Genomic DNA, 14,598 nt, shown 5'->3' with positions numbered 1-14,598 from the left:
ACTCCACCCAAAAGACCCATTACATCAACGTGTAATTAATCAGTTATATTATTATAACATGGTCATGGTCATATTTCATCAGGTTGACAAAATAATATGAACTATTTTGCCAATTTGTATGAGGCATGGGTCAGATAAGAAATGTATCGGTGAGAAAAAGGATGCATTTCAGCGGGGTACATCAAATAAGGTGTATTTTTCTTATTAAGAGAATTATTTGAAACATCCCGATTATTCCGAAATTTTAAGGATGCGGAAGGCATCGCACTCCTCGGAGAGCTGAAACATCAGTTTTTTCATCCGGGTTTCCTTCAGGTTGCCGAGGACCGTGAGCGAAAAGGTGACGGTGCCGGCTTCTTCATTGTCTTCGGTCAGCTCCATTTTTTCCATGTTGTATCCGTAATCGCCGATCATGGAGAGCACCTCGGACATGGCATTCGGACGGTTTTCGCGGGTGACGGTCAGCGTGACGCGGCGGCAGGAATCCGGAATCGACATGCCATGCAGAAGCGGCAAAAAGACCGTTTCCTCCCCGTTCCAATCATATAGAAGGCCGTACTGATACATGCGGCTTCCTTCCATGATTTTGCGGATAATGGCAATGTACTGAGCTCTGCGGTCCTCCGGAACGGAAGCGGAGAGCTGTTCGATAATTGTTATTTCACGGTCAGCGCGATATACCTCCGTGCTGTGGTCCGCGTATTTCGCCTCTGCGACGTGGTAGGCGCAGTCCATCCGTTTCATCAACAGATCGCGGATCTGCGGGTCAATCTGGTCAATGCGTTCTCTAATTTCATCGAGTGTCATAGAAACCTCCCGTAAAAAATTTGACATTTTAAAAGATTGTGCTACAATACTTTCATGCTTTTATACTTTAAATCAAAAACGAAAGAAAAGCAATGCCGGGAAAGGAGATTTCGGGATGAATACAGTCAGAATCGGTGAAGTCGAAGTCGGAGAAGGAATGCCGAAGGTAATTGTTCCGATTGTCGCAAAGACGCGGGAGGGAATTCTGGATAAAGCGAGGGAAATCCGCAGTATTGCTTCGGGCACGGTCAATATGGTGGAATGGCGGGCCGATTTCTATGAAGAGGTCACGGACGTGGAAAGAACGGCGGAGACCGGAAGAATGCTTCGTGAAATTCTGCAGGAGATCCCGTTTCTGTTTACATTCCGGACCGCCCGCGAGGGAGGGGAAAAGGAAATCCCGGCAGAACTCTATACAAAACTGAATCAGGCGATGGCGGCCCGCGGCGGCGCCTCCTGCGTGGATGTGGAGATGTTCTCGGACGAGGAAACGGTGAGAGAAAATCTTCGGAACATTCACGCATGCGGGATTCCGGTGATCGGATCCAGACATAATTTTTCGGAAACGCCGGCGGCGGAAGAGATGGTCAGTGAACTGCGGAAAATGCAGGATCTCGGTGCGGATATTCTGAAGATTGCCGTGATGCCGAAGAGCCGGAAGGATGTTGCGGTTCTTCTGAGTGCCACTGCGGAGATGTTTGAAAATTATGCGGATCGTCCGCTGATCACAATGAGTATGGGGCCCTGCGGCATGATTTCAAGAATTTCCGGTGAGGTGTTCGGAAGTTCCATGACGTTTGGCGCATTGGGTGAGGTTTCCGCTCCGGGTCAGCTGCCGGTATCGGCACTTCAGAAGGCTCTCCGGCTGGTTCACGATGAACTGATCGTAAGTCAGATCCGGTGATCCGTTTCAGATCGTATGTAGACTATAAGGAAGCCGGACTGCCGCATCCGGAAGAACGGGGCAGGACAGGAAACGAAACGAAGGCATCATCGATGACCCGGACCGGGTGAACAGGATGAACCTGCGGCCGGCAGATGCGCCGGGGACCGGAAAAAGAGGAGAAATGAAATGGAAGAACTGCAGAAACTCCCGATTTCGGGACACACGGATATCTATTGCCTGATCGGGGATCCGGTCGCACACAGTATCAGTCCGGCAATGCATAATCTGTCATTCAAGACGAATGGGATTGATGCCCGCTATGTCGCATTTCAGGTCCGCTCTGAACATCTGGAGGAGGCGGTGCAGGGAATGCGGTATCTCGGCATCCGCGGATGGAATATCACCATGCCGCACAAATGCCGCATGGCAGAGTTATGCGACCGTCTCGAGATGGCGGGAGAGATTGCGGGCGCGGTCAATACCGTAAAAAATGTGGATGGCGTGCTGACGGGAACGACCACGGATGGCACCGGCTGGGTCGAGAGTGCGCGGGATTCCGGACATGATCCGACCGGCCGCCGCATCGTCCAGCTGGGTGCGGGAGGAGCCGGAGGAGCGATTCTCGTCCAGGCGGCGATCGATGGCGCGAAGCATATTGATGTGTTTAAACGGGTTAATGCCAAAAGCGCGGATGCGCAGAGAATGGTGGATCAGCTGAACGAAAAGACATCCTGCGAGGTGGAGCTTCATGATCTCCGGGATCTGCGCACGCTCCATGCCTGTCTTGCCGATGCCGATATTCTTCTCAATACGACTCTGATCGGTATGAGCGGAACGCCGGGATGTCTGATTCCGGATGATTCCTTTTTCCACGAGGGGCTGGCGGTGTCAGATATCATCTATGAGCCGCGCGAAACAGAACTTCTGCGGAGAGCAAAGGCGGCGGGATGCGAAACCTTCAACGGAATGTACATGTTGCTGTATCAGGGCGCTGCCTCCTTCCGGATCTGGACCGGAACCGACATGCCGGTGGATGCGGTAAAGAAAGCGGTATTTTCATGAAAAATTAAGAAGAACAAAAAGGATTAAGAAGAAAAAACGAATAAGTAGAACAAAAGAACAGAAAAAAGTCCTGCTGCGATTCATCCGGTTAATAAGAGAATCACAGCGGGGCTTTATTCTTTCGTAGACATACTCCGCCAACGCGGATGTCACCCTGCGGTGTCCGGCGGCGGTGCGCAAAGTTTGCAGGCGCTCCTCAGAAAGGAGGAGATGGAGAGCCGAAATCCGCTTGCGGTCTTTGTTTCTGTGAAGTGGGAGGTCATTGAATGCGGGCTGCGTTCCGCAGGATCTCCTTACAGATTTCCGGAATGGATTTGCCGTCGGTATCAACGATGATATCGGCGGCATTTTTATACTGGGTTTCCCGTTCTGCCATCATTGAGGCGATGTCGGCGGTATTCTTATGACCGCGCAGTTTCGGGCGGGTGTCATCGTCCTTGAGCCGGAAAAGTACGGTTTTCGGGCGGGCGGAGAGCAGGACAACGCGGCTGATCCTCTTCAGGATTTCCACATTCCGGTGACGCAGAACGGCGCCGCCGCCGCAGGAGATGACCGTGTTCTGACGCCCTTCATAAGAGCCGAGAGTCTGTGTTTCGAGGTCTCGAAAGTGTTCTTCTCCGTACTGTTCGAAAATCTCATTGATGCGCATGCCGGTCCTGCGTTCGATGTCGGCATCCGCATCCACAACTTCCATGCCGTAGATGTGGGAGAGTGCATTGCAGACGGTGGTCTTTCCCGTTCCCATGAAACCGATCAGAGCAATGTTTCCGGAAAAAGAAAAATCATCATATTTTTTATCATATTTTTGGTTTGAAATAATATTCTGATTCTCCATCACAGTACCTCATCTGCGGCCAAATCAATGGCTTAAATTACTTTAATGCTTTGAAGAGATAGCGGTAAAAACCGTATGCTGAAATTATAGATTCTTTCGGCCAATTCGTCAACTTCTTTCTTCAGAAGTCATATATTGGAACGATAGGTATGTAAATGTTTTATAATACGGAAAATCGCAAAAAAAATGTTAATTAGTATTAAGATTTAACTGATTTGACCGATATAGTTTACATAAAGATAACGAAAGTTATGCGGGGAGGAAACAATGAAAAAGGAAAAGAAACTGGCGATTATGCTGATGGCAGCGATTGTGATCTGCGCAGCGGTGGTATTTGCTCTGAAACCGCACGCAAAAAGAATCGGAGTCGAGTATGCGGATCAGCAGAATTGGATGTATTACGGCGCAGAACTTGCAGATGCGGGGAAGAAAGCAGGCCCGTCCGTAAGGAGAGATGTTGATGTCTTTTTTATTGCACCGACATCTACACTGGACGGGACAAATGCCGACATCACGGACGGACAGACGAGGGCAGCGATTCTGAATGCCACCAATATGGAAATCGGAATCTATTGTGAGAATGCTCTTGTCTACGCTCCGTATTATCGAATGGCGACTCTCGCCGATTACGACAAGGGCGGGAAAAATCTGGAGGACGCTCTGGATCTCGCCTACATCGATGTCAAGACGGCATTTGACCATTACATGACGGACAAAAACAATGGCCGGCCGATTCTGCTTGCAGGATTCTCCCAGGGGGCGGATATGATTTATCGCCTTATGGAAGACGAGTTTGGTGACGAAGAAATGCAACAGAAACTGGTCGCTGCTTATGCGATCGGCTGGCCGTGCACAAAGGAGATGACGGAAAAATATCCGCAGCTCCGCATGGCGGAAGCGGAGGATGACACCGGTGTGATCATCAGCTTCGAGTGTGAGTCGGAAAGAATGGATGACTCTCTGATCGTGCCGAAAGGCGTGAGAATGCTTTCCATCAACCCGTTAAACTGGACGACCACACCGGATAAGGCAGACAGGGAACTGAACCGGGGATTTGTCTATGTGGACGGCAGTTCCTACACCGTGAAGTCTGAGATTCCGAATTTATGTGGCGGATACATCGATGAGACAAGAGGAACCCTGAAAGTTCCGGAACTGCGGGAGGAAGATTATCCGTCCAGACTTTCGTTTCTGAAGGACGGAAGCTACCACATTTACGACTATGAGTTTTATTACAGAAACCTGCAGGACAATGTAGCAAAGCGGATTTCAGCTTACTGGAGCCGCTGATGCGGCTCTTCTGAAAAACGAGACGAAACATCGCGTAAATCAAAAAATAATAATCTTTATTATTATTTAATCGTTGGAACACTGTTTATTCAAATTGCTGTGGGATAATGATCTATATCAGAAGAGTTCGCAAGGATTACGGCAGTAAAAAATGCGGATGAATTTTCCGGAAAACCGGACATCTGCTGATCTTTACAGAAAATGGAGGACCGGCATGAACAGATGGATGAGATCGATATTGGCAATGATGACAGCGGCGGGACTGAGCCTGATGCCCTGTCTGCAGATGGCGTCTTACGCGGCGGAACCGCAGCAGAAGACCGTTGTGGAAGAGGAAAAAGAGAACGCGCTTTTCAGCGGATTTACGGCAGCAACGGAAAATGATATCAAGGAAAAGATTGAGGGCGGCGGAATGATCCGTTCCGCGGCGTACGATGCTGCGGACAGGCAGTATTATGTCATGTTTGAGGATGGCAGCCAGTATAAGATCGAGAGCACCGACAGTAATTTTATGAACTACCTGAAGGTGATGGGGGCGGAGGTCCAGCAGCTCTCCGTCGGACAGGAAGCGGTTCGCTCAGAGTCGTCGAGCAGGATCGGTCAGGCATCCCTGATCTTTATCATGATAGGATTTCTTGGAATCGGCATTTTTATGTACAGTCGTTCCAGAAAAGAGAAAGCGCTTGCGACCAACTCGAAGGAGGAGGAGCGCAAATCCAAGATCCGGGCGCAGAATACAGGGGTACGTTTTGAGGACGTCGAGGGTGTCGATGAGCTGAAACAGGATGTATTCCGCATCGTGGACTGCCTGAAAAACCCGGAAAAATACAGAGCGATCGGCGCGAGAATTCCGAAGGGTATCATTCTCTACGGACCCCCGGGAACCGGTAAAACCCTTCTGGCGAAGGCGATTGCGGGAGAGGCCGGCGTTCCGTTCTATACGGCGGTCGGATCGGATTTCATTGAGAAATACGTCGGCGTCGGCGCGTCAAGAATCCGTGAACTGTACAAGACCGCGAGAAAAACTTCGCCGTGTATTGTCTTTATCGATGAGGTTGACGCGATTGCAGGCGACCGCGACGCGATGAACAACCAGGAGTATTCCGCAACCGTCAATGCGCTCCTCTCGGAACTTGACGGATTTGATTCTTCGGAAAATGTTGTCACCATCTGTGCGACAAACCATCTGGAATCTCTGGATCCGGCATTCCAGCGCTCGGGACGTTTTGATCTGAAACTTGCGGTTGGTCTTCCGGATCGGAAAGCCCGCCGCCGCATCATTGATATCCACGGACGGAACAAGAAGTTCTCACGGGACATTGATCTGGATGATCTTGCGGTGAGAACTGCAGGATTCAGCGGAGCGGATATCGAGGCGATCCTGAATGAGAGCGCGGTTATCGCGGCCGGAACCAATAAGCCGTATATTACGAATCAGGATATTGAGGACGCATTTTTCAAGATCCTCATGAAGGGCAATAAAAAGAAACGCGAAAAGATCCACGAAGTCAACCGCGTCGTGGCATGGCATGAATCCGGTCACACACTGGCAACCAAGCTTCTGACCAGAGACAGCGTTCCGTCGGTTACCATCATCGGGAGTTCTTCCGGTGCGGGCGGCGTGACCTTCCGCGTTCCGGATGAAGAAGAGCAGCTCAAGAGCCGCAAGGATATTGAGAATATGATCCGCGTCATGTATGCGGGACGTGCGGCGGAAGAGATTTATTATGGTGATCAGGATAAGATTACCATCGGTGCTTCCCAGGATATCAAACAGGCAACTTCTGTGATCCGCGACTATCTGGCGGTTTACGGACTGGGAAAAGGCGGAATGGTGGACATCGCCCAGTTCCGTCCGAATGACTACTCCTTCATCCTCGATGAGGCGAGAGAAATGGCACAGCGGCTTTATAAAGAAACGGTGGATATTCTTGCAGAGCAGAAGGAAACGCTTCGGAAGATCGCGGAGACGCTTCTGGAAAAAGAGACGCTGCGGGAATGGGAGATCGACGATATCATCGCCGGGCGCACCAATCCGCCGAGTGACCGCCCGGGAAAGAGAGCTTCTCTGGACAGCGGAGCCGTGGAGGCTGTGGCCTACACAATGCAGAAAGAATCTGCGGAGAGCGTAATTCTCCCGTTTAAGGGCAATGCCTGACGGGTTTGATATATATAAGAAGAACAGAGTTTCCGGCCCGCTTGCCGGAAACTCTGTTCTTTTATATAGCCATGAATATGACCATAAATATAACGATTCGTATCGCCAATCCGATTACGGGATCCACTTTCCGTCCTGACCGACGCGATAGCCGTCCGGAGTGATGCAGTCTGCGAGCATGGCACCGGTGGAGCCGACATAGTAATCTCCGACCCAGGTGTTTGCGAGCATACGGCCGTCACCATCGAAGTAGTACCAGTAACCCTTGATATTGTGCCATCCGCGGAAGAGATATCCGTTATCGTTAAAGAAGTACCATGTGCCATCGATCAGTTCCCACTTCTCCTTCGGATAAGAGCCGTCGTCAAACTGATACCAGCGTGTCTTACCGGAACTTTTCCACTGCCCCGCAAATGCCGGAAGGACGGAACCTGCAGACAAAGCGAGGATCATTGCTACAAAAGCGATTCTTTTTTTCATGTTTTTCCCCTTTCATGATTGGCATGAATGAACATGCAAAATCTGAAGTATCACAATATGATGTGAACAGAATCAATTTTATAGCAAAAAAACTTTCATGTAAACTTGGCCAAAAGGTTACAAAAGGACGAAAATGCAGTAAAATCAATGGTTTTCGGGCAATCTTACAAAATGATGACGTATTTGTGACACAATGTCACAATATTGTAGCAAAAGACCGGCAATCGGCCATCCTGCGGGATCAGTCTCTTACAATTTTCACAATCTGGATTATGATCGTCGGGATGACGGCACAGAGCGCAATGAGCGCGATGTGCGGAGTGTCCAGGACTGAGACGGAAAAGAGACTCCGTCCCACTCCGGTGAATGCCGTGAAGGCAATCAGGAGAAGGCCGAGACCGAACGCACCAAGGCTGTAAGGGTTGCTGGTCAGGCCAAGCCGCAGGAGGCTGGCGTTCTGACGGCAGTTAAAGCCGTGCAGAAGTCTTGCTCCGGTCAGCGTGAGGAATGCCATGGAACAGGCCATTCGGTCGGATTCGCGAAGTCCCATCCGGTAGGCTGCGATGACGGCGCAGGCGATCAGGAGTCCCTGCAGGATCATTTTGGTGACAAAACTTTTGTCCATGAGACCTTCCTTCGGATCACGCGGCTTACGTTTCAGGATATCGGCCGCTCCCGGTTCCATTCCGATGGCGAGTGCAGGGAGCGAATCCGTCACCAGATTGATGAAGAGGAGCTGAACCGGCAGAAACGGAAGCGGAAGTGCGGACAGCGATGTGTACAGCACTGCAACGATGGCGGACAGATTTCCCGAGAGCAGGTAGAGGACGGCATTTTTGATATTTTCATAGATCGTCCGCCCGTGGGCAACCGCCTTGATGATCGTGGCGAAATCGTCATCCTGCAGAATCATGGAAGCAGCATCTTTGGATACTTCCGTGCCGGTGATTCCCATCGCCACGCCGATGTCGGCTTTTTTTAATGCCGGTGCGTCATTGACACCGTCCCCGGTCATGGATACGATTTTGCCTTTCTTCTGCCATGCCTCGACGATGCGGATCTTATTCTCCGGTGAAACTCGGGCGTAGACCGCAATCTTTTCGATCTTGTCTTCGAGTTCCTTCTCGCTCATGGCGTCCAGCTCCAGACCGGTCACGGCCAGGTCTCCGTCACGGAAAATTCCGATTGTCTTTGCGATTGCGGCGGCGGTCACCTTGTGATCTCCGGTGATCATGACGGTGCGGATACCGGCCTCCCGGGCACGGCGAATGGCGTCTGCCGATTCCGGGCGGGGCGGGTCCATCTCGGAGATCAGGCCGAGAAAGGTATAGTGATATTCGGTTTCGGCGGTCAGATCCTCATCGGATTCCTTGTAGGCGAAACCGAGAACGCGAAGGCCGTTTTCGGCGAATGTTTCATTCTGCTGAAGAATCTGCCGGCGGTCATCCTCCGTCATGGGAAGAATCCGGTCGTCGGAGATACGAATCCGGTCGCACCGCTCCAGAAGCACATCGACTGCGCCTTTGGTGAAGACCGTGGGACTTCCGTGAATGGAATGTTTCGTGCTCATCAGTTTCCGGTCGGAATCGAACGGCACCTCACCGGTCCGGCTGAGGAGGGTGCGGAGATCCTCGTAGGTCAGGCGGAGGCCGTCGTCCTCCTGGGCGAGTCCCTTCACTTTGTTATACATTTCCAGAAGCGCATATTCCGTCGGATCGCCGATTCCTTTCCCGTGGGAGAGGGTGGAATCGTTCGTAAGGACGGCTCCGTAGAGAAGATACCGGTGGGTCTGGCTGTGCATATTCAGATTCTCTGCCCGGAGAAGCTGGCCACCGACATAGATTTCCTGAACCGTCATCTTGTTCTGCGTGAGCGTTCCGGTCTTGTCCGAGCAGATGACCGAGACGGAGCCAAGGGATTCCACCGCGCTGAGTTTTCGGATGACCGCGTTCTGTCTGGCCATTTTCTGTGTGCCCATGGCCTGGACAATGGTGACGATGGAGTTCAGTGCTTCCGGAATCGCTGCGACAGCCAGAGCGACCGCGAAGAGCAGGGAATTCAGGATCGTCATTCCGCGGAAGATTCCGAGCACAAAGAGAAAGGCCGAGATGGCAAGAATGCCGGCGGCAAGTTTTGCCGAAAAATCGTCCAGACTGCGCTGAAGGGGAGTTTTCCGGTCTTTGGTCTGATTCATCAGATCGGCAATTTTTCCGATTTCGGTATTCATTCCGGTCTCTGTGACCGCGATCACCGCGCGGCCGTATGTGACGAGGGAACCGGAGTAGACCATATTGGTCCGGTCGGCGAGAGGAAGATCTTCCGGAAGAACCCCGTCGGTCTTATCCACATTGGTGGATTCTCCGGTGAGGGAGCTCTCATTGACCTGAAGAGAATAGTTCTCCAGAATCCTTCCGTCGGCGACGATCAGATCGCCGGCCTCGGCGATGAGAATGTCCCCCGGAACGATCCGGACGGAATCAATCTCCACGCGGTGACCGTCGCGGATTACTTTGGCGGAGGGGGAAGAGAGCGCTTTCAGCGCATCCAGTGACTTTTCGGCGCGGATCTGCTGAACGGTTCCGAGGAGCGCGTTCAGGATTAGAACCGTGAAGATGACCAGGGTGCTTTCCGTGTCGCCGGTCATCATTGAGATCAGAGCGGCGATGATGAGAATATTGACCATGAGATCATGGAACTGTCCGAGAAAGATGCGAAGAGCACTTTCTTTCTTTTCTTCCGCAAGCGCGTTCGGGCCGCATTTCGTCAGAAGCTCTTCGGCTTCATTTCCGGTCAGACCGCTGCGTCGGGAAGCGAGAGATTCGAGGGTTTTTTCTTCTGTGAGTGTATGCCAGTTTTTCATAAAGACTCCTGAGGGATCGATATTGGTATCGGTATCGGTATCGGAACAGATCGGCGCCGGGGAGGGCGCTTCGTTTATCGTATTAAAACATAAAGTTATCATTAGTATAAGCGGAACGTCAAGTGTTTTAGATTACTGAAATAACGCCGGTTGGCGGAGATCCGGATCCTGCGCGCAAGACCGGCGCACGGTTAAGTAAAGAAAGGAGAGAAAGTGAAACTAAAAGCCCGTAAAGCACCTCTCCGGAGGGAGAGAACTTTACAGGCTTTTCAGGTGAAAAATGTATGTGAGATTCGGGCAGGCAATCCGACGTTACTTCGGTGAGATCCCGCCGGAATTACTCCAGATTCAGACGGCGGTCAATAAAGTAATAGGTGACCGCACCGTAAATCAGTGTTCCGATCAGAAGGCTTACGATAAAGATTGCCTGAAGTCCGACGGAACTGCAGTTGTGGGCGAGGTTCCAGAAGAGCTCGCTCAGTTCCGTGACGAGGTAACCGCTCTCCAGCAGGATGGAGCCGATTCCGTTTTCAAGGATCTGAAGACCGATAAAAGCGAGAACGCTTCCGATCAGGCGGTGGCTGGTCCACTGACAGCCGATGGCGATGGACGCATAGATTCGCATAATAAAGAAAGCGAGAGCGACGGCGATCAGGATCAGGAACATGGTCAGATCCGGCAGATAAGTGCCAAGACGATCCATGATAATCCGGATCATTCGCATCAGTTCATCGTTGGAGGGGATTTCCCGAATGAAGAACATGGCGAAGATCATCATGGATAATACTCCGCTGATTGCGGAGAGCGCACTCCAGATCAGCACGGATATGGTCTTTGCCGATATGATCGTGCCGATCCCGGCCGGAAGAGAGAACATCAGGTATCCCTCATGTCCCATCAGATTTTTCCAGAACCGGGTTACCGCAAGCGTGGCGGTCATGACAAAGATCGCGATGCAGACCGAGACAAAGAGGAAGACCAGCGTGAGGAAACCGAAGCCGGCAAAGCCTCTTCCGGAGAGAACCGTTTGCGGAAAGGTCTGAAATCCGATACCAAGAATAATGGATAAAACGAGCAGCGCGCCATAGAGCGGCAGCATGATTCTGCCGAATGCTTTCATTTCATAAGAAATCAGTTTTCCGAGCATTTGAATACCTCCCTGAAATAATGATCAATACTCTGTCCGGTACGTTCACGGATCGAATCGGTGCTTTCGTGCAGATAAATCGATCCATCTTTTAAGAAAATGACCTCGTCCAGAACCGGCTCCACATCGGCGATCAGATGCGTGGAGATGAGGACGAGCGCATTTTCACTGTAGTTGGTGATGATCGTCCGGATAATGTAATCCCGGGTCGCCGGATCAACGCCGGCGATCGGCTCGTCGAGCAGGTAGACTTTGGCATCCCTGCTCATCGTCAGGATCAGCTGAACTTTTTCGCGGGTTCCCTTGGACATCTTTTTCAGCGGGGTATTGTCTCCGGTTTCCAGCTGCAGGTGAGAGAGCATGTTAAGGGCTTTTTCACGGTTGAAATCGGCGAAAAATTTTTCATAGAACGTGAGAAGATCACGCACGCTCATCCAGTCCGGAAGAAAATCCCGGTCCGGAAGATAGGATACGATCTTTTTTGTCTCCGTTCCCGGATGTTTTCCATCCACCAGTATTTCTCCGGAGGTCGGCGTCAGAAGATGCTGAATCAGTTTGATCATTGTTGTTTTTCCGCTGCCGTTTGGCCCGGCAAGGCCGACGATCCGTCCGCTTTCGAGCGTCAGATCGACACAGGAAAGCGCGGCTTTTCGGCCGTATTGTTTGGTTAAACCTCTGCATTCAAGAAGACTCATTCCAATTTTCCTTTCTTTTCGAAATTTCCTTTTCTTTTCATAAAAACATATTCTTTAAGAAACTGTATTCCGCCGCATGACGGCGTGGCAACCGTGAATCGTACATTCTGCATTGCCGGATATTTGCCGGACAAACGATCGCGGAGCACGAAGTGCGGAATATATGTGCCGGTTTGATTATGGAAGAAATACCGGTTTCCTTATTTTCCGGCAGGTGCGTCTTCCGGCTGTTTTCCCCATCGGCTGACCGCCTCCACAATGTCCCCGCGGTTCATTCCGAGCCGCTCAAGATTTCGAAAGAGTTCACGGATATAGGCTTCACTCAGATCGTCTCGAAGTTTTTTCATTACGCTCTCATCCTCCGTTACAAATCGTCCATTGGTTCGCTGTGTGTAGAGGAGCCCTTCTGACTCCAGCTGCGTAAGGGCCCGCTGCATGGTATTTGGATTGACGCCGATTTCTCCGGCAAAGGCCCGGACCGGAGGAATCCGGCTTCCGGGCGGCATGACGCCGCTGGCGATGTCATTTCGCATATGTGAAATGATCTGGAGATAAATCGGAATACCATCTTTGAATTCCCATTTCATCATGTATGCCTCCATTCAGGATAGGATTTTAGATGATTGTGTTACTGAATTAGTACAATGGGATAATAACACGCACTGATCGTTGTGTCAATGCATTAGTACAATAAAAACGAAAAATTTTGTAATAACTTATCAAGTATATTGTCAGGCGAAAGAAAGACTTGGCAGAGCAGTCTTCTGATATAATAGTGATGCATGGAAGAAAGAATAATGTCTGAAAAATGCAGTCGAACAGGAGGATAAGATGAAAAAAACAGGATATAAGAAAACAGCAGTGGCGGCAGCGGCACTTCTGATGATCAGTGCGGCCGGATGCGCCGGAGCGGGAGCAGGCGCACAGACAGCGAAGGAGCAGGCGGTAACGAATCAGATCACCGTGACCGGAAAGAGCAGCGTAAATGTCGTTCCGGATACTGCAAAGATCGTTTTTTCCGTGAACACGGAAGGCGCATCGGCTGAGGAAACCCAGAAAGAAAATACGGAGAAAATGAATCAGGTCATTGAGGTGCTGAAGTCGATGAACATTGATGAGAAAAGTCTCCGTACCTCTGATTACAGTATGTACCCGCAGTACGATTATGGATACGGAAATACACAGCAGATCATCGGATACCAGGTAGGGGCGACGCTCACGGTCTCCGACCAGAAGATTGAGGATGTGGGCACCATTTTGACAAAAGGCGTTCAGGCGGGGATCAACAGTGTCAGTGAGATCAGTTTTTCATCCAGTCAATATGATGAAAAATATCAGGAGGCGTTAAAACAGGCGATCGATGCGTCAAATGTAAAGGCAGAGGCTCTTGCAAAAGCATCCGGGAAGACGCTGGGAGAGATTAAGACAGTGACGGAAGGATACGAGGATGAGAGCTCCCGGTATTATCAGACAAACAGTATGATATCCGGCATGACGAAAGATCAGGAGAGTATGGTGAGCATTCAGCCGGGCGAACAGGCAATTCGCGCGGAAGTCAATGTGACATACGAGCTGAAGTGATGGAGAAAAGAAACGGAGAAAAGATACGGAGAAAAGAGACTGACAGAACGATAAGCACAGCGCTGTCCGCAATTCAAAAAGCGGGCAGCGTTTTTTTCGCCGGTGATTTGACAAGGCCTGTGCCTTCACGAAGTCCTGGCGATTGCCGCGATCAAGAGTAAGACAGATGCGGACGCCGCTGAGTGGCAAATGTTACCTTGCGGTGACGAACGGCGGCACGAAAAGTCCGCGGGGCTTCCTCTGAGGAAGGAAGAGATGGAGAGTGAAGTCCGGTTTCAGACGTTGTTATAACCTATGCGGGCGAGAAAACCCACGGTTTTAACCGTGAGGATGACAGCCCGCTTTTTCTTTAGGTATGTGTAGACAATATATTGTCTAACATCTACGCAGATGCTACTATATACTCATGAAGAATGAATATATACATACCAAAACAACTGTATCATTGATTAACTATCATTTTGTATTTTGCCCTCGATACCGCAGGAAAATATTCAATATCCCAGGTGTTGAAGACAGATTCAAAGAGCTTACTACCGCCGAATGTAGTAAACAGGGAATTGAAATCCTTGCCTTTGAATGTCATGTAGACCATGTACATATCTTTGTGAGTGTGTTGCCTACTATGAGTATTCCAAATATCATGAAGCAGATTAAAGGTTGTACATCATTGTTGCTTAGAGAAGAATTTCCACAGCTTAGAGCGATGCCAAGCCTGTGGACTCGTAGTTACTTTGTAAGTACAGCAGGTAATGTAAGCGCCGAAACGATTAAATGGTACGTTGATACCCAAAAGA

At 50.4% G+C, this 14,598-nt stretch carries 13 protein-coding genes; 6 read left to right on the top strand and 7 right to left on the bottom strand.

Annotation, left to right across the window (positions count from 1 at the left end):
• Positions 1 to 231 precede the first annotated feature (231 nt).
• Complete coding sequence (locus BR86_RS0111425) at positions 232 to 807, bottom strand: chorismate mutase (RefSeq protein WP_031474029.1); 576 nt, start codon at positions 805 to 807, stop codon at positions 232 to 234.
• A 115-nt stretch (positions 808 to 922) separates the two neighbouring features.
• On the opposite strand from BR86_RS0111425, the gene aroD reads away from it, so the two are divergent.
• Positions 923 to 1,711, top strand: coding sequence for a type I 3-dehydroquinate dehydratase (gene aroD / locus BR86_RS0111420; RefSeq protein WP_031474027.1), 789 nt, complete (start codon positions 923 to 925; stop codon positions 1,709 to 1,711).
• 168 nt (positions 1,712 to 1,879) lie between these two features.
• Entirely contained in the window at positions 1,880 to 2,755 is an 876-nt protein-coding gene (aroE, locus tag BR86_RS0111415; RefSeq protein ID WP_031474025.1) for a shikimate dehydrogenase, read from the top strand.
• 259 nt (positions 2,756 to 3,014) lie between these two features.
• On the opposite strand, the gene BR86_RS0111405 is transcribed toward aroE, so the two are convergent.
• Positions 3,015 to 3,590 carry a shikimate kinase gene (locus BR86_RS0111405; protein ID WP_081844247.1) on the bottom strand — a complete coding sequence of 192 codons (576 nt, stop codon included), beginning with the start codon at positions 3,588 to 3,590 and terminating at the stop codon, positions 3,015 to 3,017.
• Positions 3,591 to 3,857: 267 nt separating this feature from the next.
• On the opposite strand from BR86_RS0111405, the gene BR86_RS0111400 reads away from it, so the two are divergent.
• Positions 3,858 to 4,880, top strand: a complete 1,023-nt coding sequence (locus BR86_RS0111400; protein ID WP_038288614.1) for a DUF3089 domain-containing protein — start codon at positions 3,858 to 3,860, stop codon at positions 4,878 to 4,880.
• 214 nt (positions 4,881 to 5,094) lie between these two features.
• Positions 5,095 to 7,038: an AAA family ATPase gene (locus BR86_RS15305; RefSeq protein WP_161767325.1), complete on the top strand. Its 1,944-nt coding sequence runs from the start codon at positions 5,095 to 5,097 to the stop codon at positions 7,036 to 7,038.
• Between the two features lie 114 nt (positions 7,039 to 7,152).
• Here the strand turns inward: BR86_RS15305 and BR86_RS0111390 are convergent, their stop codons facing one another.
• From BR86_RS0111390 to BR86_RS0111365, 5 genes are all read right to left on the bottom strand, one after another.
• Positions 7,153 to 7,518 (bottom strand): hypothetical protein, encoded by a 366-nt coding sequence (locus tag BR86_RS0111390; RefSeq protein WP_038288611.1) that lies wholly within the window; start codon positions 7,516 to 7,518, stop codon positions 7,153 to 7,155.
• Positions 7,519 to 7,759: 241 nt separating this feature from the next.
• Positions 7,760 to 10,378: a cation-translocating P-type ATPase gene (locus tag BR86_RS0111385; RefSeq protein WP_031474015.1), complete on the bottom strand. Its 2,619-nt coding sequence runs from the start codon at positions 10,376 to 10,378 to the stop codon at positions 7,760 to 7,762.
• A gap of 337 nt (positions 10,379 to 10,715) precedes the next feature.
• Complete coding sequence (locus tag BR86_RS0111380; protein WP_031474013.1) at positions 10,716 to 11,525, bottom strand: hypothetical protein; 810 nt, start codon at positions 11,523 to 11,525, stop codon at positions 10,716 to 10,718.
• Positions 11,510 to 12,220, bottom strand: coding sequence for an ABC transporter ATP-binding protein (locus BR86_RS0111375; protein WP_031474011.1), 711 nt, complete (start codon positions 12,218 to 12,220; stop codon positions 11,510 to 11,512). Before BR86_RS0111375 ends, BR86_RS0111380 begins: the two co-directional genes overlap by 16 nt.
• A gap of 200 nt (positions 12,221 to 12,420) precedes the next feature.
• Positions 12,421 to 12,810, bottom strand: coding sequence for a GntR family transcriptional regulator (locus tag BR86_RS0111365; protein ID WP_242841607.1), 390 nt, complete (start codon positions 12,808 to 12,810; stop codon positions 12,421 to 12,423).
• Between the two features lie 241 nt (positions 12,811 to 13,051).
• Here BR86_RS0111365 and BR86_RS0111360 point away from each other — a divergent pair, with 241 nt between their 5' ends.
• Positions 13,052 to 13,801, top strand: coding sequence for an SIMPL domain-containing protein (locus BR86_RS0111360; RefSeq protein WP_031474007.1), 750 nt, complete (start codon positions 13,052 to 13,054; stop codon positions 13,799 to 13,801).
• 406 nt (positions 13,802 to 14,207) lie between these two features.
• A partial coding sequence (gene tnpA, locus BR86_RS15755) for an IS200/IS605 family transposase (RefSeq protein ID WP_081844246.1) occupies positions 14,208 to 14,598 on the top strand: 391 nt, incomplete at its 3' end.

The sequence above is a fragment of the [Clostridium] aminophilum DSM 10710 genome (assembly GCF_000711825.1).
In the GTDB taxonomy this organism is placed as follows: Bacteria; Bacillota; Clostridia; order Lachnospirales; family Lachnospiraceae; genus Clostridium_R; species Clostridium_R aminophilum.
Note: the sequence above shows the minus strand (reverse complement) of the source record. Positions and strands in the feature narration are given on the sequence as shown.

Bases quoted from the DNA above. Each gene is read 5' to 3' on its own strand.
- BR86_RS0111425 (WP_031474029.1), bottom strand. From the start codon at position 807: ATGACACTCGATGAAATTAGAGAACGCATTGACCAGATTGACCCGCAG.
- aroD (WP_031474027.1), top strand. From the start codon at position 923: ATGAATACAGTCAGAATCGGTGAAGTCGAAGTCGGAGAAGGAATGCCG.
- aroE (WP_031474025.1), top strand. From the start codon at position 1,880: ATGGAAGAACTGCAGAAACTCCCGATTTCGGGACACACGGATATCTAT.
- BR86_RS0111405 (WP_081844247.1), bottom strand. From the start codon at position 3,590: ATGGAGAATCAGAATATTATTTCAAACCAAAAATATGATAAAAAATAT.
- BR86_RS0111400 (WP_038288614.1), top strand. From the start codon at position 3,858: ATGAAAAAGGAAAAGAAACTGGCGATTATGCTGATGGCAGCGATTGTG.
- BR86_RS15305 (WP_161767325.1), top strand. From the start codon at position 5,095: ATGAACAGATGGATGAGATCGATATTGGCAATGATGACAGCGGCGGGA.
- BR86_RS0111390 (WP_038288611.1), bottom strand. From the start codon at position 7,518: ATGAAAAAAAGAATCGCTTTTGTAGCAATGATCCTCGCTTTGTCTGCA.
- BR86_RS0111385 (WP_031474015.1), bottom strand. From the start codon at position 10,378: ATGAAAAACTGGCATACACTCACAGAAGAAAAAACCCTCGAATCTCTC.
- BR86_RS0111380 (WP_031474013.1), bottom strand. From the start codon at position 11,525: ATGCTCGGAAAACTGATTTCTTATGAAATGAAAGCATTCGGCAGAATC.
- BR86_RS0111375 (WP_031474011.1), bottom strand. From the start codon at position 12,220: ATGAGTCTTCTTGAATGCAGAGGTTTAACCAAACAATACGGCCGAAAA.
- BR86_RS0111365 (WP_242841607.1), bottom strand. From the start codon at position 12,810: ATGATGAAATGGGAATTCAAAGATGGTATTCCGATTTATCTCCAGATC.
- BR86_RS0111360 (WP_031474007.1), top strand. From the start codon at position 13,052: ATGAAAAAAACAGGATATAAGAAAACAGCAGTGGCGGCAGCGGCACTT.